General features: G+C 66.5%; 20 protein-coding genes and 1 pseudogene. 10 read left to right on the top strand and 11 right to left on the bottom strand.

What is annotated here, in order from left to right:
• Positions 1 to 147: 147 nt before the first annotated feature.
• Both G3N98_RS20295 and gcvA read right to left on the bottom strand, forming a co-directional pair.
• On the bottom strand, positions 148 to 456 hold the full coding sequence (locus G3N98_RS20295) for a DUF3761 domain-containing protein (RefSeq protein ID WP_206149050.1): 309 nt from the start codon (positions 454 to 456) through the stop codon (positions 148 to 150).
• A gap of 80 nt (positions 457 to 536) precedes the next feature.
• Positions 537 to 1454, bottom strand: a complete 918-nt coding sequence (gene gcvA, locus G3N98_RS20290) for a transcriptional regulator GcvA (protein WP_206149049.1) — start codon at positions 1452 to 1454, stop codon at positions 537 to 539.
• Positions 1455 to 1646: 192 nt separating this feature from the next.
• Between gcvA and G3N98_RS20285 the strand changes: the two genes are divergently transcribed.
• The 4 genes from G3N98_RS20285 (at position 1647) to G3N98_RS20270 (ending at position 6405) form a co-directional block, all read left to right on the top strand.
• On the top strand, positions 1647 to 2951 hold the full coding sequence (locus G3N98_RS20285) for an MFS transporter (RefSeq protein ID WP_206149048.1): 1305 nt from the start codon (positions 1647 to 1649) through the stop codon (positions 2949 to 2951).
• Between the two features lie 81 nt (positions 2952 to 3032).
• Positions 3033 to 3377: an MmcQ/YjbR family DNA-binding protein gene (locus G3N98_RS20280; RefSeq protein ID WP_206149047.1), complete on the top strand. Its 345-nt coding sequence runs from the start codon at positions 3033 to 3035 to the stop codon at positions 3375 to 3377.
• A 416-nt stretch (positions 3378 to 3793) separates the two neighbouring features.
• Positions 3794 to 5185 (top strand): GABA permease, encoded by a 1392-nt coding sequence (gene gabP / locus G3N98_RS20275; protein ID WP_046544846.1) that lies wholly within the window; start codon positions 3794 to 3796, stop codon positions 5183 to 5185.
• 317 nt (positions 5186 to 5502) lie between these two features.
• Positions 5503 to 6405, top strand: coding sequence for an alpha/beta fold hydrolase (locus G3N98_RS20270; RefSeq protein WP_241026005.1), 903 nt, complete (start codon positions 5503 to 5505; stop codon positions 6403 to 6405).
• 170 nt (positions 6406 to 6575) lie between these two features.
• Here the strand turns inward: G3N98_RS20270 and ychF are convergent, their stop codons facing one another.
• Positions 6576 to 7670: a redox-regulated ATPase YchF gene (ychF, locus tag G3N98_RS20265; RefSeq protein ID WP_089439131.1), complete on the bottom strand. Its 1095-nt coding sequence runs from the start codon at positions 7668 to 7670 to the stop codon at positions 6576 to 6578.
• Between the two features lie 246 nt (positions 7671 to 7916).
• On the opposite strand from ychF, the gene G3N98_RS20260 reads away from it, so the two are divergent.
• The 4 genes from G3N98_RS20260 (at position 7917) to G3N98_RS20245 (ending at position 12565) form a co-directional block, all read left to right on the top strand.
• Entirely contained in the window at positions 7917 to 9095 is a 1179-nt protein-coding gene (locus tag G3N98_RS20260) for a UbiH/UbiF family hydroxylase (RefSeq protein WP_089472079.1), read from the top strand.
• A gap of 94 nt (positions 9096 to 9189) precedes the next feature.
• Entirely contained in the window at positions 9190 to 9918 is a 729-nt protein-coding gene (locus tag G3N98_RS20255; RefSeq protein ID WP_089424391.1) for a DsbC family protein, read from the top strand.
• 103 nt (positions 9919 to 10021) lie between these two features.
• On the top strand, positions 10022 to 11821 hold the full coding sequence (locus G3N98_RS20250; RefSeq protein ID WP_206149046.1) for a PDZ domain-containing protein: 1800 nt from the start codon (positions 10022 to 10024) through the stop codon (positions 11819 to 11821).
• 147 nt (positions 11822 to 11968) lie between these two features.
• Positions 11969 to 12565: an NAD(P)H-dependent oxidoreductase gene (locus tag G3N98_RS20245; protein WP_089472082.1), complete on the top strand. Its 597-nt coding sequence runs from the start codon at positions 11969 to 11971 to the stop codon at positions 12563 to 12565.
• A gap of 117 nt (positions 12566 to 12682) precedes the next feature.
• Here G3N98_RS20245 and G3N98_RS20240 read toward each other — a convergent pair whose 3' ends face one another.
• The 8 genes from G3N98_RS20240 to rpe all read right to left on the bottom strand — a co-directional run bounded on the left by G3N98_RS20240 (position 12683) and on the right by rpe (position 19997).
• Positions 12683 to 13588 (bottom strand): uracil-DNA glycosylase, encoded by a 906-nt coding sequence (locus G3N98_RS20240; RefSeq protein ID WP_206149045.1) that lies wholly within the window; start codon positions 13586 to 13588, stop codon positions 12683 to 12685.
• A 12-nt stretch (positions 13589 to 13600) separates the two neighbouring features.
• Positions 13601 to 14227, bottom strand: coding sequence for a CYTH domain-containing protein (locus G3N98_RS20235; protein ID WP_089424394.1), 627 nt, complete (start codon positions 14225 to 14227; stop codon positions 13601 to 13603).
• Positions 14227 to 15012, bottom strand: coding sequence for an indole-3-glycerol phosphate synthase TrpC (gene trpC, locus G3N98_RS20230; protein WP_089472085.1), 786 nt, complete (start codon positions 15010 to 15012; stop codon positions 14227 to 14229). Before trpC ends, G3N98_RS20235 begins: the two co-directional genes overlap by 1 nt.
• Before the next feature lie 29 nt (positions 15013 to 15041).
• Entirely contained in the window at positions 15042 to 16073 is a 1032-nt protein-coding gene (gene trpD, locus G3N98_RS20225; RefSeq protein WP_043191545.1) for an anthranilate phosphoribosyltransferase, read from the bottom strand.
• Positions 16074 to 16086: 13 nt separating this feature from the next.
• Positions 16087 to 16677, bottom strand: a complete 591-nt coding sequence (locus G3N98_RS20220) for an aminodeoxychorismate/anthranilate synthase component II (protein ID WP_089472086.1) — start codon at positions 16675 to 16677, stop codon at positions 16087 to 16089.
• A 13-nt stretch (positions 16678 to 16690) separates the two neighbouring features.
• Positions 16691 to 18184, bottom strand: coding sequence for an anthranilate synthase component I (gene trpE / locus G3N98_RS20215; RefSeq protein WP_089424397.1), 1494 nt, complete (start codon positions 18182 to 18184; stop codon positions 16691 to 16693).
• 357 nt (positions 18185 to 18541) lie between these two features.
• A complete protein-coding gene (locus G3N98_RS20210; protein ID WP_175239803.1) occupies positions 18542 to 19306 on the bottom strand; it encodes a phosphoglycolate phosphatase in 765 nt (254 codons plus the stop codon).
• Between the two features lie 4 nt (positions 19307 to 19310).
• Positions 19311 to 19997, bottom strand: a complete 687-nt coding sequence (gene rpe / locus G3N98_RS20205) for a ribulose-phosphate 3-epimerase (RefSeq protein WP_011883156.1) — start codon at positions 19995 to 19997, stop codon at positions 19311 to 19313.
• Positions 19998 to 20175: 178 nt separating this feature from the next.
• Between rpe and apaG the strand changes: the two genes are divergently transcribed.
• Both apaG and G3N98_RS39870 read left to right on the top strand, forming a co-directional pair.
• The gene (gene apaG, locus G3N98_RS20200) at positions 20176 to 20550 is read left to right on the top strand and encodes a Co2+/Mg2+ efflux protein ApaG (protein WP_011350820.1); all 375 of its coding nucleotides are present in this window, start codon (positions 20176 to 20178) and stop codon (positions 20548 to 20550) included.
• A 119-nt stretch (positions 20551 to 20669) separates the two neighbouring features.
• Positions 20670 to 20858 (top strand): annotated as a pseudogene (locus tag G3N98_RS39870) (murein transglycosylase); the annotation flags it as partial.

The raw sequence follows: 20858 nt of genomic DNA, 5'->3' as shown, positions 1-20858 counted from the left end.
GTCGGGTGATTCGGTACGGAGCGTGCCGCGCGAGGCGCGGCGGCGTCGCCGCGTGTGGGCGGCGCGAGCGGCTATTGTACTTCGCCGCCGAGCGTCGCTGACAGCGGCGGGCGGCTGCAGCGGTCCGGATTGGCCATTCGGCCGAGGCTACAGCCACGCGGCGACGCCGCCGTGCCCCGAGCACGTGCCGCGCCGGTGACGGCTGAAGCTGTACGTGCCGTCGCGGCAGCGCGCGCTCGCACCGTCGGGCACGCGGCCCGATTTCGAATGCGCGGGGGCGTGCACAGTTTCGCCGTCGCGGTTGCGATACGTGTCGTGGCGGTCGAGATCGGCTTCGTTGCTGTAGCCGGTCGGTGCGCGATACGCGTGTGCCGGAAGGGGCAGCGCGGCGCACGCGACGAAAAATGCGGCGGACAGCGTCGCGATGCGTGTCGCGCGGCGGAGCAGGGCGGGCATGGTCTCTCTCGGTCTGTTGTTATCGGTGCCGGGCCGCATGTTAGCCGATCGGTAGAAGAAGCGCGCCGTGACGCAGGGCGCTACGCCGCGCCGGACATCGATGCCGCACCGTCGGCCAGTGCGGCGTCGAGGATCCATCGGCGGAATGCGGCAACCTTTGGCCGTTCCGCGTGATGCGGCGGATAGACGAGGTAGTACGCGAAATCGTCGAGCCACGCGACGTCGGCGAGCTGCACGAGCCGGCCGCTTGCCAGCTCGCCGCGCACCATCGCGGCCGGCAGCAGCCCGGCGCCCTGGCCGGCGACGATCGCCTGCAGCAACAGGCCCGAGTCGTCGAACGCGGGGCCGCGCGGCGGGCCGAAATCGTCGATCCGCTGCGCGCCGAACCAGATGTGCCAGCCCTTGCGCTCGGCGTCGTGCAACTGCGGCCAGCCGACGAGCTCGGCCGGCGTCGCCGGCATGCCGAGCCGCGCGACGAGTTCGGGCGACGCGAGCGCGACGATCTCCACCGTCAGCAGGCGCTCGCTGCACAGCCCGATGTAGCGCCCGAGGCCATGACGGATCGCGACGTCGACGCCGTCGCGCGAGAAATCCGCCAGTGCGTGGCTCGTGACGACCTGCAGGTCGACGTCCGGGCAAGCCTCCCGAAACTGCGCGAGGCGCGGGACGAGCCACGCGGATGCGAAGAACGGCGTGACGCTCGCCGTCAGCACGCCGCTGTCGGCCGCACCCGACACGCGCTGAGACGCATCGGCGATCTGCCGGAACGCGTTGCGCACCGGCGGCAGGTAGTCGCGGCCGGCGGCCGTGAGCAGGATGCCGCGGTTGACGCGCTCGAACAGCTGTACGCCGAGATGCGTCTCGAGCGTGCGGATCATCTGGCTTACCGCGCCGGGCGTGACCGACAGCTCCTCGGCGGCCGCCTTCACCGACAGGTGGCGGGCGGCCGCTTCGAATGCGCGCAGCGGGTTGAGAGGCGGCAAGCGGGAACGGTTCATTCAGTTTTTCTAAATCGAAAGTCCGACGAAATATCGTTTGAGACGATGCATATGCGCGAGTACCGTTGACGCATCGGATCGCATGCTGCGCGACTGCCTGTCGGCAACCGATGCGATCAACATAGTTCAACTATATCCATGAGGCAATCCGGACGCCGCCCGGCGGCCGGGGAACCTGAGAGGAGCATCGTCATGAACCGCCCGGGCGCATCGCGCGTTTTCTACGGCTGGTACGTGGTGGCGGCCGCGTTTGCCGTCACGTTCGTCGGTTTCGGCAGCGCATACACGTTCAGCGCGTTCGTCGAGTCGCTGCAGCGGGATTTTGCCGCGTCGCGCGGGCAGATCTCGCTCGTGTTCTCGCTCGCCGGCTTCCTGTATTTCGGCTTCGGCATCGTCAGCGGGCCGCTGGCCGACCGCTTCGGCTCGCGGCGCCTGGCCGTCGCCGGGATGCTGCTGACGGGCATCGGGCTCGCGGCTGCCGGTGCCGCGCATACGCTGGTGCAGGTCTATGTCGCGTACGGGCTCGGTGTCGGCCTCGGCGTCGGCTGCGCATACGTACCGGCTGTCGGCGCCGTGCAGCGATGGTTCGTGCGCCGGCGCGGCTTCGCGTCGGGGCTCGCGGTCGCCGGGATCGGCGTCGGCACGCTGGTGATGCCGCCGCTCGCGTCCGCGCTGATCGCGCACGTCGGCTGGCGCGGCGCGTATTTCACGGTGGCCGTGATCGCGGTCGTGATCGGCGCGGGGATGGCGTTGCTGATCGAGAACGATCCGCGCGGGCGGGGGCTGCTGCCGGACGGAGAGGCGGCGCATGAGCCCGTCGAGGGCGGCGGCGCGAAGGCCACCGCGCGCGATGCGGGGCGTTCGGTGTCCGGTGCGGCCGCTAGTCGCAAGCCGGCTGCCGGCGCGACGGTGCGCGAAGCCGTCACGTCGCGCTCGTTCGCGAGCCTCTACGCGGCATGCCTCATCTGCTCGTTCGGCGTGTTCGTCCCGTTCGTTCATCTCGTGCCGTACGCGCTCGATCATGGCGTCTCGTCATCGACGGCCGTGCTGCTGCTCGGCGCGATCGGCGTCGGCAGCACGGCCGGCCGCTTCTTCCTCGGCGGCCTCGCGGATCGTTTCGGCCGCCGCACATCGCTGCTCGCGATGTTCGCGGGCATGGCCGTCGCGCTCGTCGCGTGGGCCGGCGCCGGCACCGTCGCCACGCTTGCCGCGTTCGCACTCGGGTTCGGCGTGTTCTACGGCGGCTGGGTTGCGGTGCTGCCGGCGGTGGTGATGGACTACTTCGGCGGCCGCAACGTGAGCGGGATCATCGGCGTGCTCTATACGAGCGTCGCATTCGGCACGCTGATCGGGCCGACCGCGGCCGGCTTCATCTATGACGCGGGCGGCGGCTATCTCGTGCCGATCCTGGCCAGTGCCGCCGCGAATGCGATCGCGTTTGCGATCGTCGCGACGACGGGGCGTGCGTCGACGGCCGCGCGTGCGGCGCGCGGATAAGCGCACTTCCCGCGGCACGGCTTCGCGAATTCCGGTAGCGTGGCCGGATCGTGAACCGAAGGCATCCAGCCGGGAGGCCCCATGACATTCGACGAAGTCCGGCAGATCGCGCTGGCATGGCGCGGCGTCGAGGAAGGCACGTCATACGGCACGCCCGCACTCAAGGTGAAGGGCAAGATGCTCGCGCGGCTGCGCGAGGACGGCGACACGCTCGTCGTGAAAGGTGTCGGCCCCGATGAGCGCGCGTGGCTGATCGAATCGGAGCCTGACGTGTATTACGTGACGGATCACTACGTCGGCTGGCCGATCGTGCTGGTGCGACTGTCGGCGGCCCATCCGGACGCCGTGAAAAATCTGCTTCTGCGAGAATGGCAGGCCGTGGTCCCCGCCAAATGGCGTGACGAGATCGCGAACGGCACGCACTGACGCGCCGCTGGTTGCGACTGGCTGACCCGGTGTCGCCGGGTGCTTTCGGCGCTCGCGAGTCGCCACGGACGGTACAAGCGTTGCATCGATCGATGTCGATGCAACAAGTGGTTCCATCGAAATTCTTCAATTGGTTCTTAGTGAAGAACCGTTTGGTGCTTACACTCCTTCGCTTCGAAGGCAGCTGACGAAAGCCGACGGAAAGGGCGCACGCGATGCGCCGGCGCCCTGCGTGCCGCATCGCACCCGCAGCTTCGCAGACTGCGTCGCGACCCGTTCCGGAACGGCCCCCGATCCGGCTGCGCGCCTGCACCCATGCAGGCGCCGCATCCGGCCCGGCTCAAGAACGACAATCCCCCCGTGCTGCCTTCACGCGATACCCGGCCATACCGGAACCGTTTTTTGGAGAGAGACAGATGAGTGGAAGCAACACAGGCCTCGGTACGGGCCTGAAGCAGCGGCACGTGACGATGATGTCGATTGCCGGCGTGATCGGCGCGGGCCTGTTCGTCGGCTCCGGCCACGCGATCGCGGAAGCCGGCCCGGCGTCGATCCTTGCGTATGCGATCGCAGGGGTGCTGGTCGTGCTCGTGATGCGCATGCTCGGCGAGATGGCAGTCGCCCATCCGGACAGCGGTTCGTTCTCCACCTATGCCGATCGCGCGATCGGCCACTGGGCCGGTTTCTCGATCGGCTGGCTGTACTGGTGGTTCTGGGTGCTCGTGATCCCGATCGAGGCGACTGCCGCCGCGACCATTCTCAATGCATGGTTTCCTGGCGTTGCAACCTGGGTCTTCGCGCTCGGCATCACGCTGGTGCTGACGGTGACCAACCTCTTCTCGGTCAAGAACTACGGCGAATTCGAATTCTGGTTCGCGCTGATCAAGGTTGTCGCGATCGTCGTGTTCCTGTGCATCGGCGGTGCGGCGATCGTCGGCATCATCCCGGCGCCGGCTGTGTCGGGCGTGTCGAACCTGTTCGTGCATGACGGCTTCATGCCGCACGGCGCCGGCGCCGTGCTCGCGGCGATGCTGACGACGATGTTCTCGTTCCTCGGTACCGAGATCGTGACGATCGCGGCCGCCGAATCGGACAACCCGCAACGCCAGATCGTGCGCGCGACCAACTCGGTGATCTGGCGTATCACGCTGTTCTATCTCGGCTCGATTCTCGTCGTCGCGGCCATCGTGCCGTGGAACGACCCGCTGCTGCCGAAGCACGGCTCGTATCAGCGCGCGATGGAGCTGATCGGCGTCCCGAACGCGAAGGCGATCATCGACGTGATCGTGCTGGTGTCGGTCGCGAGCTGCCTGAATTCGGCGCTGTACACCGCGTCGCGGATGCTGTTCTCGCTGTCCAAGCGCAAGGATGCGCCCGCGTTCCTGCACCGCACCGATTCGACCGGCACGCCGCGCGCGGCCGTGCTCGCATCGACCGCGTTCGGTTTCGTGACCGTGATCGCGAACTACCTGATGCCGGAGCAGGTATTCGGCTTCCTGCTGGCGACGTCGGGCGCGATCGCGCTGCTCGTGTATCTCGTAATCGCGATCTCGCAGCTGCGGATGCGCAAGACGCTCGAATCGACCGGCGCGGACCTGACGCTGCGGATGTGGTTGTTCCCGTGGCTCACGTGGGCGGTGATCCTGTTCATCTGCGGCACGCTGACCGTGATGCTCGTGAGCGAGGATCACCGGATGGAAGTGGGGGCGACGGCCGTGCTGGCGCTGATCGTGCTGCTGGCGTCGTGGCTGAACAAGCGTGGTCGCGATGCGCAGGCGAGTGAAGGGCGGCGCGTGTCGGCGACTTGATGGCGTGAAGTGATGGCGGGCGAAAAGCCCGCGTCGTGAAAAATGGCCCGATCGGCGTTTGCCGGTCGGGCCATTTGCTTTTGGCATTATCCAATGCGGCGGAAAATGTCGACGCGCGATTTTTTGTGAGAGGCAAGAAGCAAGAAGAAGCTAGCGCGTAATAATCGAACTCGTCTGATTTCATCAACAAAGACATGCTCGTACATTGATTGCTTCGATTACCGAGGTGAATCGATGGGCAAATCAATTTGGCGTCTTTTGTTGATGGTCGGCATTATCGGGCAGAGCCTGATATCCAATTGCGCGATCGATACGCCTTGTCGTTTGTCGACTGTATCGAGGTCGCAACAATGACTGAGCGTTCGACTGCTCGCGTCGGCATAACTTTCTCCGCCCGCGACGGATTCCAGCTCAAGGGAACCTATTTCCCGGCGGCCGAGGGTGATCGTTCCCCGGTGCTCATCTGCCCTGCGACGGGAATCCGACAATCCTTTTATTTCCCGTTTGCAGATTGGCTACGCAAAGACGGCCACTCGACGTTTGTATTCGACTATCGGGGGATCGGCGCGTCGCTCGGTACGGATCACGTCCGCCGGTCCCAAGCGCGGAAACAGGACTGGGGGCAGTTCGACATGCCCGCGGCGCTCGACTGGCTCCTTGGCGAAACCAGTGCGCGCAGCGCGCATTTGATCGGGCATAGCGCAGGCGCACAACTGGTCGGCCTGATGCCGAATCACGCATCGATTCGTTCGCTGTGCGCCATCTCGGCGTCTTCCGGGTATGTCGGCAACATTCGCTGGCCAAAGCGTTTCGCGGCCTTGCTGCTTGCGCATATGTATGTACCGATTTCCATTCGATTGCTCGGTTACGTTCCGGCCAGGGTACTCGGCTGGGGTGATGATCTGCCACCGTGCGTCGGACTTCAGTGGGCCCGATGGTGCCGTCGGCCGGGATATGTAGCGAACGAATTCGGGGCAGGGGTGGCACGCCACTACTACGACGAATTTATCGCTCCGGTCACCGTTGTGGCCGCAACCGACGACCCGCTTGCCACGCCGGCCAATATCGCAGACTGGCTGCGCCTGCTGCCGAGAGCCAAGTCCGACGTCCACTTCATCCATCCAGAAAATCCCGACGGCCGAGCAATTGGCCACGTCGGCATGTTCCGCCGCGAGCATTCGTCGCTGTGGCCGGAGCTCACCAGAGGGTTGCTGCGCTGACCGCGCGTGTCGATCCGACCAGTGCAATGAGTTTCGAGTCGAAAGGCGGGTATGCGTTTGTCCTGATCGGACCGAAATCAGACAAGCAGCGCCGGTCGTGACGAGGCCAGTGCGCCGAAAAGAAAAAAGCCCGCAGAAGCGGGCTTTTCACTGAGGCGATAACGCAACGCTCAGACGTTGAACAGGAAGTTCATCACGTCGCCGTCGTGCACGACATATTCCTTCCCTTCCGCGCGCATCTTGCCGGCTTCCTTCGCGCCTTGCTCACCCTTGTACGTGACGAAATCGTCGAACGCGATCGTCTGCGCGCGGATGAAGCCGCGCTCGAAGTCGGTGTGGATCACGCCGGCCGCCTGCGGCGCCGTGTCGCCGATATGGATCGTCCATGCGCGCACTTCCTTCACGCCCGCGGTGAAGTACGTTTGCAGGCCGAGCAGCTTGAAGCCTGCGCGGATCACGCGGTCGAGGCCCGGCTCTTCCATGCCCATGTCGGCGAGGAACGCTTCCTTGTCCGCATCGTCGAGATCGGCGATTTCCGCCTCGATCGCCGCACACACGGCCACGACCGGCGCATTCTCGCTTTCCGCGTACTTGCGGACCGCGTCGAGGTGCGGGTTGTTCTCGAAACCGTCGTCCTTCACGTTGGCCACGTACATTGCCGGCTTCGCGGTGATCAGGCAGAACGGCTTGATCAGCGCCGCTTCGTCGTCCGACAGTTCGAGGCCGCGCACGGCCTTGCCCTGGTCGAGCTGCGCGCGCACTTTTTCGAGCACCGCGACGAGCTTCGCCGCTTCCTTGTCGTTGCCCGACTTCGCAGCCTTCGAATAGCGCGTGAGCGCCTTCTCGACGGTGCCGAGGTCGGCGAGCGCGAGTTCGGTGTTGATCACTTCGATGTCGTCGATCGGGCTGACCTTGCCGGCGACGTGAATGACGTTCTCGTCCTCGAAGCAGCGCACGACGTGCGTGATTGCGTCGGTTTCGCGGATGTTCGCGAGGAACTGGTTGCCGAGGCCTTCACCCTTGCTCGCGCCCGCGACGAGGCCCGCGATGTCGACGAATTCGACGACGGCCGGCACGACACGCTCCGGCTTGACGATCTCGGAGAGCGCCTTCAGGCGCGTATCGGGCACTTCGACGATGCCGACGTTCGGCTCGATCGTGCAGAACGGGTAGTTCTCGGCGGCGATGCCGGCCTTGGTCAGCGCATTGAACAGGGTGGACTTGCCGACGTTGGGCAAGCCGACGATGCCGCATTTGAGACTCATGGAATCCTTCGGACGGGTAAGGCGGCGCGGCCGGACAGGGCACGGCGGCGCGGGAAAAAAGGGCGGCCGGCGCGTGGGGCGCGGCGGGCCGACGGTCAGAGTCGCTATTGTACCGTGCCGACGCCCCGGATTCCGGGCAGGCGCCGAATGGCCGATGCGGCGGGCCGCCGCGTTGCCGCATCGGCCTGCGATTCTGCTGATTTCCCGCAAAGTCCGGCCGCGTAAGGGTTTGGCCCCGCGGCTATAATGCCCGCCATGACTGCCCACCACACCTTCGACGTCGCCGTGGTCGGCGGCGGGCTCGTCGGCAAGACGGCCGCGCTCGCGCTGACCCAGTCCGGCTACAAGACAGCCTTGCTCGCCCAGCCGGCCACGCCGCGCCCCGCCGATCTCGCCTTCGACACGCGCGTCTACGCGCTGTCCTCCAGTTCGCAGGCGCTGCTCGAGCGGCTGCGCGTCTGGCAGGCGCTCGATCACAGCCGGCTTGCGCCGGTCTACGACATGCGCGTGTATGGCGACGCGCACGCGGAACTGCATTTCTCCGCGTACCAGGCGTCCGTGCCGCAGCTCGCGTGGATCGCCGAATCGTCGCTGGTCGAGGCGTCGCTCGACGCCGCGCTGCGGTTCCAGCCGAACCTCACGTGGTTCGATGCGCGCGCACAGGGCTTCGACGTGCGCGACGATGCGGCCGTGCTCACGCTGTCGTCGGGGCAGGTGCTGGCAGCGGACCTCGTCGTCGGCGCGGACGGCGCGCATTCGTGGGTGCGCTCGCAAATGGGGGCCAAGGTCGAGCGGCGCGACTACCGGCAAACCGGCGTCGTCGCGAACTTCAAGGCGTCGCTGCCGCACCGAGAGACCGCCTACCAGTGGTTTCACGAAGGCGAGATCGTCGCGCTGCTGCCGCTGCCGGACGGCCATGTGTCGCTCGTCTGGTCCGCGCACACCGCGCATGCGGACGAATTGCTCGCACTCGATCCGGCGCAGCTCGCGGCCGAAGTCGAGCGCGTGTCGCACGGCCAGGTCGGCACGCTCGACTGCGTGACGCCGGCTGCCGGCTTCCCGCTGGCGCTGCAGACGGTCGACAAGCTGATCGCACCGCGCGTCGCGCTCGTCGGCGATGCCGCGCACCTGATCCACCCGCTCGCGGGGCAGGGGATGAACCTCGGCCTGCGTGACGTCGCGGCGCTTGCCGACGCGATCGCGGGCAAGGAAAGCTTCCGCAACCTCGGCGATACGGTGCTGCTGCGCCGCTACGAGCGTTCGCGTCGCGAAGACATCCGCGCGCTGATGGTCGCGACCGACGGGCTGCAGCGGCTGTTCGCGGTGCCGGGCTCGCTCGCGAAGGCCGTGCGCAACGCGGGCATGGCCTTCGTCGGCGCGCAGCCGCTTGTGAAGCGCTGGCTCGTATCAGCCGCGCTCGGCTGATCGATCGAACCTTCGGCCGCTTCGCCGGTCGGACACGGTTCCGTTACGGCGTACACTGTGCCGTGCACTCCGATTGAGCTGAAGGAAGATTTCGATGAAAAAAACGATCCGCATCGCGTCGCTGGCGCTGGCCGTCACGATGGCGACGCTTGGCTGCACCGCGCAGGCCGACCAGACCACCGACAAGCTGAAAGCAACGCTGCAGGCCCGCCTCGGCAGCGACGCGCCGATCAAGAGCGTGTCGAAAGCGCCGGTCGCGGGCCTTTACGAAGTCAACCTCGGCTCGCAGATCATCTATAGCGATGCGGCAGGCGATTACGTGCTGCTCGGCGATCTCGTCGACACCAAGACGCACAAGAACCTGACCGACGCGCGCCTGTCCGAAATCAACAAGATCGACTTCGCGAGCCTGCCGTTCGCGAATGCGATCAAGGTCGTCAAGGGCAACGGCGCCCGCAAGATCGCGGTGTTCTCCGATCCGAACTGCCCGTATTGCAAGAAGCTCGAGACGACGCTGCAGTCGGTCGACAACGTGACCGTCTACACGTTCCTGTACCCGGTGCTGTCGCCGGATTCGACCGCGAAGTCGAAGGCGATCTGGTGTGCGACCGACCGCGCGAAAACGTGGCAGGGCTGGATGCTCGACCACCGCGCGCCGTCGGGCGCCGGTACCTGCGATACGACCGCGCTCGACAAGAACCTCGCACTCGGCCGCGGGATGAACGTCACGGGCACGCCGACGATCTTCCTGCCGGACGGCCGCCGCCTGCCGGGCGCCGTGTCGGCCGACCAGCTCAACCAGGCGCTCGCCTCGAGCAAGTAACCGACCACACGCCGGGCCGCATGGCCTGGCCAGCGAGGGGCGCCCGCATCTGCCGGCGCCTCTCTTCGTTTCCGCCGCCGTATTCGACCGACCGATTGCCACGATGACCCAGCCGATCCGCTATTCGATTGTTCCGAAAGATCTTGCCGCGCACCTGTTCGAAGTGTCGGTGACGGTCACCGATCCCGACCCCGAAGGCCAGCGCTTTTCGTTGCCGGTGTGGATTCCGGGCAGCTACCTGGTGCGCGAGTTCGCGCGCAATATCGTGACGCTCGGCGCTTTCAATGACGCGGGCCGCAAGGTGCGGATCGCGAAGACCGACAAGCACACGTGGCAGGCCGCACCCGTGAACGGCACGCTGACGCTGCGCTACGACGTGTATGCGTGGGACCTGTCGGTGCGCTCCGCGTATCTCGATGAATCGGGCGGCTTCTTCAACGCGACGGCCGTGTTCCTGAGCGTTGCGGGCCGCGAGGATGCGCCGTGTGAAGTCGACATCGCGAAGCCGGCCGGTGCGGCGTTCCGCGCATGGCGCGTCGGTACGTCGCTGCCCGAGGCGCGCGGCACCAAGCGCTACGGGTTCGGTACATATCGCGCAGCGAACTACGACGAGCTCTCCGACCATCCGGTGACGATCGGCGAATTCGCGCTCGCGACGTTCGACGCGCATGGCGTGCCGCATGACATCGTGATCGCGGGGCGCGTGACGCAGCTTGACCTGGAGCGCCTGCGCGCCGACCTGAAGCGCGTGTGCGAAGCGCAGATCGCGCTGTTCGAGCCGAAATCGAAGAAAGCGCCGATGGACCGCTACGTGTTCATGACGCTGGCGGTCAGCGACGGCTACGGTGGCCTCGAGCACCGCGCGTCGACCGCGCTGATCTGCAACCGCACCGACCTGCCGGTGAAAGGGCGGCCCGAAACGACGGAAGGCTATCGCACGTATCTCGGGCTCTGCAGCCACGAGTACTTCCATACGTGGAACGTGAAGCGCATCAAGCCGGCGGCGTTCGTGCCGTACGACCTGTCGAAGGAAAACTACACGTCGCTGCTGTGGCTGTTCGAAGGCTTCACGTCGTATTACGACGACCTGATGCTGGTGCGCAGCGGGCTGATGTCGCAGGACGAATATTTCGCGGCGCTCGGCCGCACCGTCGGCGGCGTGCTGCGCGGCACGGGGCGCCTGAAGCAGAGCGTCGCCGAAAGCTCGTTCGACGCGTGGATCAAGTACTACCGCCAGGACGAGAACGCGACCAATGCAATCGTCAGCTACTACACGAAGGGTTCGCTGGTCGCGCTCGCCTTCGATCTCGCGATCCGCGCGCAGACGCGCAACAAGAAGTCGCTCGACGACGTGATGCGCCTGCTGTGGCAGCGCTACGGCCGCGATTTCTATCGCGGCAAGCAGGCGGGCGTCGAGGAGAACGAAGTCGAGGCGCTGATCGAGGAGGCGACGGGCGTCGCGCTCGGCCGCCTGTTCGCCGATGCAGTGCACGGCACGCGCGACCTGCCGCTCGCCGAACTGCTCGCACCGTTCGGGGTGACGCTCGCGCCCGATGTGGCGAACGGCGCGATCGCGAAGCCGACGATCGGCGCGCGCCTGCGCGGCGGCGCGGACTGCACGTTCGCGGCCGTCTACGAAGGCGGCGCCGCACATCGCGCGGGGCTGTCGGCCGGCGACACGCTGATCGCGGTCGACGGGCTGCGCGTCACGGGCACCAACCTCGACGCACTGCTCGCGCGCTACCGGCCGGGTGACAAGGTCGAGGTTCACGCGTTCCGTCGCGACGAGCTGCGCACCGCGAAACTGAAGCTCGACGGCCCGGAAGTCACGCGCTACCGGCTGACGGCGGCCGCGAAGCCGGCCGCGGTCTCGAAGGCCCGGGAGGCCTGGCTGAAGGGGTGAGCGGTCGGAAGCGGGTATCGGGGCACGATCAACGATTGTTCTGCTGCTGCAACAATCCGTCGCCCTGAACCCGCTTTTTCGCGATCATGCGGCCGCGCACAATGGCGTCACTCGCGCTACCAAAGCGCAACCCTACTGGAGCCTGACATGACGACCATTCTGCAAATCAATTCCGCCGCGCGTTCGCAAGGTGCGCAATCCACGCTGCTGGCCAACGAACTGACGGCAAAGCTGCAACAATCGAATCCCGGCGCGAACGTCGTGGTTCGCGACCTGCTGGCCGATGCGCTGCCGCACCTCGACGAATCGGTGCTCGGCGCGTTCTTCACGCCGGCCGACCAGCGCACCGCGGAACAGAATGCGATCGTCGCGAAGAGCGATGCACTGATCGCCGAACTGCAAGCTGCCGACATCATCGTGATCGGCGCACCGATGTACAACTTCGGCATCTCGTCGCAACTGAAGACGTACTTCGACTGGATCGCACGTGCAGGCGTCACGTTCCGCTACACCGAGAACGGTCCGGAAGGCCTGATCAAGGGCAAGAAGGTTCACGTGGTGACGGCCCGTGGCGGCAAGTACGCCGGTACGCCGAACGACAGCCAGACCCCGTACCTGCGCACGTTCCTCGGCTTCGTCGGCATGACCGACGTGAACTTCATCTTCGCGGAAGGCCTGAACCTCGGCGCGGATGCGCAAAGCGCAGCGCTGGCTGGCGCACGCGAAGCGATCGCCGCCGCGTAAGGTCGATGCGGGTGCGTCGCACCCGCCGCGTCGCCCGACAAAAAAACGCCGCGTCCCGAAAGGGGCGCGGCGTTTTCGCATGCCGGCTGCCGTGGCGAACGAACGGCGGCGCGGCGGTTACGCGAGCGTTTCCGCCACTTCAGGCAGGCGCCAGTCGATCGGTTCGCGGCCTGCCTCGACCAGATAATCGTTCGCGAGCGCGAAATGGCGGCAGCCGAGGAAGCCGCGGTGCGCGGACAGCGGCGACGGATGCGGCGCCTCGAGCACGCGGTGCGCGCTGGCGTCGAACAGCGCGCGCTTCGCCTGCGCGTGGGCGCCCCACAGCATGAAGACGAGCCCCTGATGGCGGCCGGCGAGTTCGCGGATCAGCGTGTCCGTGCATTGCTCCCAACCGCGCTTCGCATGGCTCGCGGCGGCCCCGCGCTCGACCGTCAGCACCGTGTTGAGCAGCAGCACGCCCTGGCGCGCCCAGGTGTCGAGGCAGCCGTGGCGCGGTGTGTCGTGGCCGAAGTTCGCGGCGATTTCCTTGAAGATGTTGCGCAGCGACGGCGGCGTGCGCACGGCCGGCGGCACCGAGAACGCGAGCCCGTGCGCCTGCGGCGTGCCGCGATCGTCGCCGTGGTACGGATCCTGGCCGAGGATCACGACCTTCACGTCGTCCGGGCTCGTCAGGCGCAGCGCGCGGAACACGTCGGTCGGGTAGACCGTCTTGCCGGCCGCACGCTCGTCATCGACGAAGCCGCACAGCGGCGCGTACGCGTCGCTGTCGGTAAAGGGTTTCAGCACGTCGCGCCAGACGGGCGGCAGCGCGTCGAATTGCGCGGCGAGGTGCGGGACGTCGGCGGCAACGGGCTGCGGTGCCGTCGGGGCCGCAGCCGGAGCGGCGGCTTTCTTGGCGGGCTTGCGTCCGGCCGCGGGCGCTTCGGGTGCCGGGGACGGAATATCGGCCGGCGCCGTTTCCGGCACGGGATCATCGAACAGCGACGCCTGTTGCGGCGCGCGGGAAGTCTTGCGGGTTGCCATGCGTGATGCGGGTTATTGCGCGCGCAGCCGGTAGCCGCGCTGCGCCTTGCTGATGTTTTCGGGAACGAGGCCCGGCAGCGCTTGCTGCAATTCGGCGGCGAGCGTTGCAAGCGCCGCCTCCGGGCCGTCGATCAGTTCGAGTTCGATTTCGCTGATCGGTTCGCGGCGCGTTTCGTGTTCCGCCTGGACGACGATCTCGCCGAGGTCCACCGCGGCTTCGACGGTTGCGCCGCCGATTGCGATGCGCCACAGCGTACGCGAAAAATCCGTGCGGAACAGCGCCGACAGCGAGCCGGCCGCGTCATTCAGCGCGGCGGCGGCTTCCGGCACGTCGCAGGCCGCGACGAGCGCGTCGATTTCGAGCGCGTCGCCGGCGACCGGCAGCTCCCACTCGTGGCGGCGATGCAGGCCGCCTTCCGCGCTGCCGACCGTCTTGAACGTCTGCAGCCAGCCTTGCGGCGTGCGGCGCACGCGCACCGCGCTCTTCGAGCGGGCCAGCGCGAGATCGGGCGTGTCGTAATAGACGTTCGCGAGCGTGATGTCGCGACCGGGTTCGCCGGTCAGCGTCTCGAAGAAGCGTCGCGCGGCGTCGGCCTGGCCGGCCGGCAGCGCGAGCTTGATTTCCTTTTCGATTGCCATCAGAAGAACATCCGTGCGAGTTCCTCGCCCGGCTGCTCGGCGCGCATGAACGCCTCGCCGACGAGGAACGTGTTCACGTTCGCCGCACGCATCGTGTCGACGTCGGTGCGCGACAGAATGCCGGATTCGGTCACGACGATCCGGTCCGCCGGAATCATGTCGAGCATGTCGAGCGTGGTCTGGATCGACGTCTCGAACGTGCGCAGGTTGCGGTTGTTGATGCCGAGCAACGGCGTCTTGAGCGTCAACGCCTGCTCCATCTCGTTGCGGTCGTGTACTTCGACCAGCACCGCGAGGCCGAGCGAGTGCGCATACGCTTCGAGATCCTGCATCAGCGGCGTGTCGAGCGCGGCGGCGATCAGCAGGATCGCGTCGGCACCCATCGCGCGCGCTTCGATGATCTGGTACGCGTCGACGATGAAGTCCTTGCGTAGCACCGGCAGCTCGCAGGCCGCGCGCGCTTGTTCGAGATAGCGGGCGCTGCCCTGGAAGAACTGCTCGTCGGTCAGCACCGACAGGCACGCGGCGCCGTGCGCTGCATACGAACGCGCGATGTCGGCCGGCACGAAATGCTCGCGCAGCACGCCCTTCGACGGGCTGGCCTTCTTGATTTCGGAAATCACGGCCGCGTGGCCGGCCGCATGCTTCGCGCGCAATGCGCCGACGAAGTCGCGCAGGTCGCGCGCGGACGCTTCCAGTTTCAGTGCCTCGAGCGGCGCGCTGCGCATGGCCGCCGCGACTTCTTCGCGCTTGACGGCGATGATTCGGTCGAGAATGTCGCTCATGTGGATTCCTGCTTGATTCGTAAGGGGAGTCAGCGCTTGAACTGCTGCGTGAAGCGCACGAGTTCGTCGACTTTCGCACGGGCCTTGCCGCTCGCGATCGCTTCGCGGGCGAGCTGGATGCCGTCCGCGATCGACTCGGCGACGTTCGCCGCATAGAGCGCGGTGCCGGCGTTCAGCGTGACGATTTCACGCGCGACGCCCGGCTGGTTGTCCAGCGCGCCGAGCAGCATCGTGCGCGATTCGTCGGCATTTTCCACCTTCAGCGTGCGGTTCGACACCATCTGCAGGCCGAAGTCTTCCGGATGGATCTCGTATTCGTGCACCTTGCCGTCGCGCAGCTCGCCGACGAGCGTTGCCGCGCCGAGCGATACCTCGTCCATCCCGTCCTTGCCGTACACGACCAGCACGTGCTGCGCGCCCAGGCGCTGCATCACGCGCACCTGGATGCCGACGAGGTCGGGGTGGAACACGCCCATCAGCTGGTTCGGCGCGCCGGCCGGGTTGGTCAGCGGGCCGAGGATGTTGAAGATCGTGCGCACGCCGAGCTCGCGGCGCACGGCCGCGATGTTCTTCATCGCCGGGTGATGGTTCGGCGCGAACATGAAGCCCATGCCCGTTTCGGCGATCGACGCGGCAACCTGGTCGGACTGCAGGTCGATGTTCACGCCGAGCGCCTCGAGCACGTCGGCGCTGCCGGACTTGCTCGATACGCCGCGGTTGCCGTGCTTCGCGACTTTCGCGCCGGCCGCGGCCGTGACGAACATCGACGCGGTCGAGATGTTGAACGTGTGCGAGCCGTCGCCGCCGGTGCCGACGATGTCGACGAAGTTCGAGTTGTCCTGCACCTCGACGTGGTTCGCGAATTCGCGCATCACGGTCGCGGCGGCGGCGATCTCGCCGATCGTCTCCTTCTTCACGCGCAGCCCGGTGATGATCGCGGCCGCCATCACGGGCGACATGTCGCCGCGCATGATGAGCCGCATCAGATGCAGCATCTCGTCGTGGAAGATTTCGCGGTGTTCGATCGTGCGCTGCAGCGCTTCCTGCGGGGTAATCGTCATCGTGAGGCTCCCGTCAGGCGGCTTGCGCGGCCGCGGCGCGGGCCTGTTTCAGGAAATTCTCGAGCAGCGCGTGGCCATGCTCGGACAGGATCGATTCCGGGTGGAACTGCACGCCTTCGATCGGCAGCGTCTTGTGGCGCACGCCCATGATTTCGCCGTCGTCGGTCCAGGCGGACACCTCGAGGCAGTCGGGCAGCGATTCGCGCTCGATCGCGAGCGAGTGATAGCGCGTGACGTCGAAGTGCTTCGGCAGGTCGGCGAATACGCCGCGGCAGTCGGTTTCGATCTTGCTCACCTTGCCGTGCATGATGGTCTTCGCGCGCACGACGCGGCCGCCGAAGGCCTCGCCGATCGCCTGATGGCCGAGGCACACGCCGAGGATCGGCTTCCTGCCCGCGAATTCCTTCAGCACGTCGAGCGTGATGCCCGCGTGCTGCGGATTGCTCGGGCCGGGCGACAGGCAGATCGCATCGGGATTCAGGCGCGCGATTTCGTCGAGCGTGATTTCGTCGTTGCGGTAGGTGCGCACGTCCTCGCCGAGTTCGCCGAAGTACTGGACCAGGTTGTAGGTAAACGAGTCGTAGTTGTCGATCATGAGCAGCATGGTCAGTCTCCGGTCAGAAGTCGCTATCGAGGCCGTCCTGGACCTGTTCGGCCGCACGCAGCACCGCGCGCGCCTTGTTCTCGGTCTCTTGCCATTCGGATTCGGGCACCGAATCCGCGACGACGCCGGCCGCCGCTTGCACGTACAGGTTGCCGTTGTGGATCAGGCCCGTGCGGATCGCGATCGCGAGATCCATCTCGCCCGAGAATGACAGGTAGCCGACGGCGCCGCCGTACAGCCCGCGCTTGACCGGCTCGAGTTCGTCGATCAGTTCCATCGCACGGACCTTCGGCGCGCCGGACAGCGTGCCGGCCGGAAACGTCGCGCGCAGCACGTCGTAGTTCGTCATGCCGGGCTTCAGCTTGCCTTCGACCGAGCTGACGATGTGCTGCACGTGCGAGTATTTCTCGATGACCATCTGGTCGGTCACGTGCACCGAGCCGATTTCCGCGATGCGGCCGACGTCGTTGCGCGCGAGGTCGATCAGCATCACGTGCTCGGCGATCTCCTTCGGATCGTTGAGCAGCTCGGTCGCGAGTTCCGCGTCGCGCTCGGGCGTGTTGCCGCGCGGGCGCGTGCCGGCAAGCGGGCGGATCGTGACGATCTGGTCTTCGCCGCGCTTTTCCTGGCGCACGAGGATTTCCGGCGATGCGCCGACCACGTGGAAATCGCCGAAGTTGTAGTAGTACATGTACGGCGACGGGTTCAGCGAACGCAGCGCGCGATACAACGACAGCGGATTGTCGCGGTACGGCTTCGTCAGGCGCTGGCCGACCTGGATCTGCATCAGCTCGCCGGCCGCGATGTATTCCTTCGCCTGGCGCACGGCGGCCAGATAATCATCCTTCTTGAATTCGCGGAACGTCTCGGTGCGCACGCTCGCCGACGTAACGGGCGGCTGCACGGTCGTGCGCAGGCGCTGCTTCAGTTCGCGCAGGCGCTGTTTCGCCTTCGTATAGGCTTCGGCCTGGCTCGGGTCCGCGTAGATGATCAGGTACAGCTTGCCGGCGAGGTTGTCGATGACCGCGACTTCCTCGGTCAGCAGCAACTGGATGTCGGGCAGGCCGAGATCGTCGCGCGGTGCGGTGTTCGCGAGCTTCTTCTCGATGTAGCGCACCGCGTCGTAGCCGAAATAGCCGGCGAGACCGCCGCAGAAGCGTGGCAGGCCCGGGCGCTGCGCCACCTTGAAGCGCGCCTGGAACGATTCGATGAACTGGAACGGGTCGCCGTCATGCGTCTCGACGACCTCGCCGTCGCGCACGACTTCCGACACGCCGTTGCGGGTCCGCACGAGCGTACGGGCGGGCAGGCCGATGAACGAATAGCGGCCGAAGCGTTCGCCGCCGACCACCGATTCGAGCAGGAACGAGTTGGCGCCCGAGCGTTCGGGCTGGGCCAGCTTCAGGTAGAGGGACAGCGGCGTTTCGAGATCGGCGAGGGCCTCCGCGATCAGCGGGATGCGGTTGTAGCCTTCGTTCGCGAGCGATTGAAATTCGAGTTCGGTCATGTTCCGGTCCTGTTCGGGACGAGCGGCGCGTGCGCCAGGGATCACTTGACGCTGCGCGGGTTGCCGTCGGCGAAAGGGCGGTCGATCGAGAAGTGCCTGTTGCCGGCCGGCACTCCGGGCGTGAACGTCGCGAGCCTGCGGCCGTGCCTGAACGCAAGCGTTCGGACGCGGTAGAACTCGAGGTGGTGCGACGATCGGCGCGCGGATGCGCAGCGAGATAAAAAACGGCGCTGAAGACGTGCTTCAGCGTACCTCATCGAAGAGGTTAGCGCGACCAGCGACGCCAGGGCCAGGCTCCCCGGTCGATGCTGCTCAGACTCCGTTTTTTATTCAGAAACATGCAGATGGAAGAAATAATCAGAGGGTTGGCCGGCCGGCGTTGTGCGCGGAGATTGCGCGAGCTGCGACCAGCAACGAATCGACTATACCATCCGAATTTATCGTTTGTATAGCTTTGCCATGGTTGTAGCCGTACGGCACCGTCAGCGTCGCCATCCCGGCCGCGCGGCCCGCCAGCGCATCGTTTTCCGAGTCGCCGATCGCGACTGCCGCATCCGGTGCGACGCCGAGCGCGTTGCAGGCCGTCAGCATCGGCAGCGGATCGGGCTTCTTGCGCGCGACGCTGTCGCCGCCGAGCACGATGCCGAAGCAATCGGCCAGCCCGTATTGCTCGAGCAGCTCGACCGCGAAGCGATGCGGCTTGTTCGTCACGCACGCGAGCCGGATGCCGGCTGCGCGCAGCGCGTCGAGACCGGCGGCCACGTCCGGGTAGAGGCGGGTGTGGCGGCCGTTGATCTTCGCGTACTCGGTCTGGTAGATCGCGAGCGCGTCGTCGAAGCGCGCGTGCGCCTCGTCGGCCGCGAAGCGCGGCTTCAGCACGCTCTGGATCAGGTGTTCGGAGCCCTTGCCGACGTAGCCGATCACCTCGTCGCGCGACGTGGCCGGCGCGCCGAGCTGCGCGAGCATCCCGTTCAGGCCGGCCGTGAAATCGTCGGCCGTATCGACCATGGTGCCGTCGAGATCGATCAGCGCCGCGTCGATGCGTGACGTGGCGAAGCGGATCGGAGCGGCTTCCGGTACGGCCCCGGCCGGCGCATGGCCGGCGAGCGACGAGTCGGCCACGGCGTCAGCTCCGCTCGACGGTAGCGAGCGCGGCGCGCATCTCGTCGATCACCTTGCGGTAGTCGGGCTTGCCGAAGATCGCCGAACCCGCGACGAAGGTGTCGGCGCCGGCCGCCGCGATTTCCGCGATGTTGTCGGTCTTCACGCCACCGTCGACCTCGAGCAGGATCTCGCGGCCGGTGCGCTCGGTGTACGCGTCGATGCGTGCGCGTGCTTCGCGCAGCTTGTTCAGCGTTTCCGGAATGAACGACTGGCCGCCGAAGCCCGGGTTGACCGACATCAGCAGCACGAAGTCGAGGCGGTCCATCACGTGGTCGAGGTAGTTCAGCGGCGTGGCCGGGTTGAACACCAGGCCGGCCTTGCAGCCGTGGTCGCGGATCAGCGACAGCGTGCGGTCGATGTGATCGGAGCCTTCCGGGTGGAAGCTGATCAGGTTGGCACCGGCCTTCGCAAAATCGGGCACGATCCGGTCGACCGGGCGCACCATCAGGTGCACGTCGATTGGCACCTGCACGTGCGGGCGGATCGCTTCGCACACGAGCGGGCCGATGGTCAGGTTCGGCACGTAATGGTTGTCCATCACGTCGAAGTGGATCCAGTCGGCGCCGGCGGCGACCACGTTGCGGACTTCTTCGCCGAGCCGTGCGAAATCGGCCGACAGGATGCTGGGAGCGATGCGGAATTGGGTCATGGCAGGGGAGCGGGGACGTTGCGGCGCAAAACCGCCATTCTACCGTCCGGCGACCCGATGCGCGGCGGCAGGCCGTGCGGTCGAGGCCGGATTGCGCATAGAATGCCGAACCAATGCGGCGCGCCCGCGGCCCCGTTGCCCATGCCGGCACGGGCGGTCATCTTCCAGCGGAAACACCATGAGTCAGTATCAATTCACCGTTTCGGTGAAAACCAGCTACTTGCCGGAACAATCCGACCCCGATCGCCGTCAATACGCATTCGCGTACACGCTGACGATCCGCAACACGGGACAGGTCGCAGCACAGCTGATCGCGCGTCACTGGATCATCACGGACAGCGAGAACCACGTGCAGGAAGTGAAGGGGCTCGGCGTCGTCGGGCACCAGCCGCTGCTCCAGCCGGGCGAGCACTTCGAGTACACGAGCTGGGCCGTGATCGCGACACCGGTCGGCACGATGCGTGGCGCGTACTTCTGCGTGGCGGAGGACGGCGAGCGTTTCGAGGCGCCGGTCGACGAGTTCGCACTGCACATGCCGCGCACGCTGCATTGAGCGTGCGGAGCGCGTCAGGGTGTTAGCGCGGCTTGCGGTTGTGCTTCTTTCTGCCCGACGACGTCCACACGACGATGAAGATCAGCAGGGCGAGCGCTACGAAGGCTTCGAGCGCGAAGATGAGCATCGGATATTGGTCGAGAAAATCTGACATGGCGGTTTCCATCAAGAACGGACATTGTATGTGGTTTGGGCCCCGGGTGGCCGGGTGGGTGGCGGCCGCTGCGGCAGCGGCGCTGCTGGCAGCGTGCGGTGGCGCGCCGACGCGGACGTCGTCGCTGAAGCCGACGACCGGCGCGGCGATCGTG

Origin of the sequence: Burkholderia sp. Tr-20390, assembly GCF_017104595.1 — a bacterium.
Lineage (GTDB): Bacteria > Pseudomonadota > Gammaproteobacteria > Burkholderiales > Burkholderiaceae > Burkholderia.
Note: the sequence above shows the minus strand (reverse complement) of the source record. Positions and strands in the feature narration are given on the sequence as shown.

Coding starts and splice junctions, on each gene's coding strand:
- G3N98_RS20295 (WP_206149050.1), bottom strand. CDS start 456: ATGCCCGCCCTGCTCCGCCGCGCGACACGCATCGCGACGCTGTCCGCC.
- gcvA (WP_206149049.1), bottom strand. CDS start 1,454: ATGAACCGTTCCCGCTTGCCGCCTCTCAACCCGCTGCGCGCATTCGAA.
- G3N98_RS20285 (WP_206149048.1), top strand. CDS start 1,647: ATGAACCGCCCGGGCGCATCGCGCGTTTTCTACGGCTGGTACGTGGTG.
- G3N98_RS20280 (WP_206149047.1), top strand. CDS start 3,033: ATGACATTCGACGAAGTCCGGCAGATCGCGCTGGCATGGCGCGGCGTC.
- gabP (WP_046544846.1), top strand. CDS start 3,794: ATGAGTGGAAGCAACACAGGCCTCGGTACGGGCCTGAAGCAGCGGCAC.
- ychF (WP_089439131.1), bottom strand. CDS start 7,670: ATGAGTCTCAAATGCGGCATCGTCGGCTTGCCCAACGTCGGCAAGTCC.
- G3N98_RS20260 (WP_089472079.1), top strand. CDS start 7,917: ATGCCCGCCATGACTGCCCACCACACCTTCGACGTCGCCGTGGTCGGC.
- G3N98_RS20255 (WP_089424391.1), top strand. CDS start 9,190: ATGAAAAAAACGATCCGCATCGCGTCGCTGGCGCTGGCCGTCACGATG.
- G3N98_RS20250 (WP_206149046.1), top strand. CDS start 10,022: ATGACCCAGCCGATCCGCTATTCGATTGTTCCGAAAGATCTTGCCGCG.
- G3N98_RS20245 (WP_089472082.1), top strand. CDS start 11,969: ATGACGACCATTCTGCAAATCAATTCCGCCGCGCGTTCGCAAGGTGCG.
- G3N98_RS20240 (WP_206149045.1), bottom strand. CDS start 13,588: ATGGCAACCCGCAAGACTTCCCGCGCGCCGCAACAGGCGTCGCTGTTC.
- G3N98_RS20235 (WP_089424394.1), bottom strand. CDS start 14,227: ATGGCAATCGAAAAGGAAATCAAGCTCGCGCTGCCGGCCGGCCAGGCC.
- trpC (WP_089472085.1), bottom strand. CDS start 15,012: ATGAGCGACATTCTCGACCGAATCATCGCCGTCAAGCGCGAAGAAGTC.
- trpD (WP_043191545.1), bottom strand. CDS start 16,073: ATGACGATTACCCCGCAGGAAGCGCTGCAGCGCACGATCGAACACCGC.
- G3N98_RS20220 (WP_089472086.1), bottom strand. CDS start 16,677: ATGCTGCTCATGATCGACAACTACGACTCGTTTACCTACAACCTGGTC.
- trpE (WP_089424397.1), bottom strand. CDS start 18,184: ATGACCGAACTCGAATTTCAATCGCTCGCGAACGAAGGCTACAACCGC.
- rpe (WP_011883156.1), bottom strand. CDS start 19,997: ATGACCCAATTCCGCATCGCTCCCAGCATCCTGTCGGCCGATTTCGCA.
- apaG (WP_011350820.1), top strand. CDS start 20,176: ATGAGTCAGTATCAATTCACCGTTTCGGTGAAAACCAGCTACTTGCCG.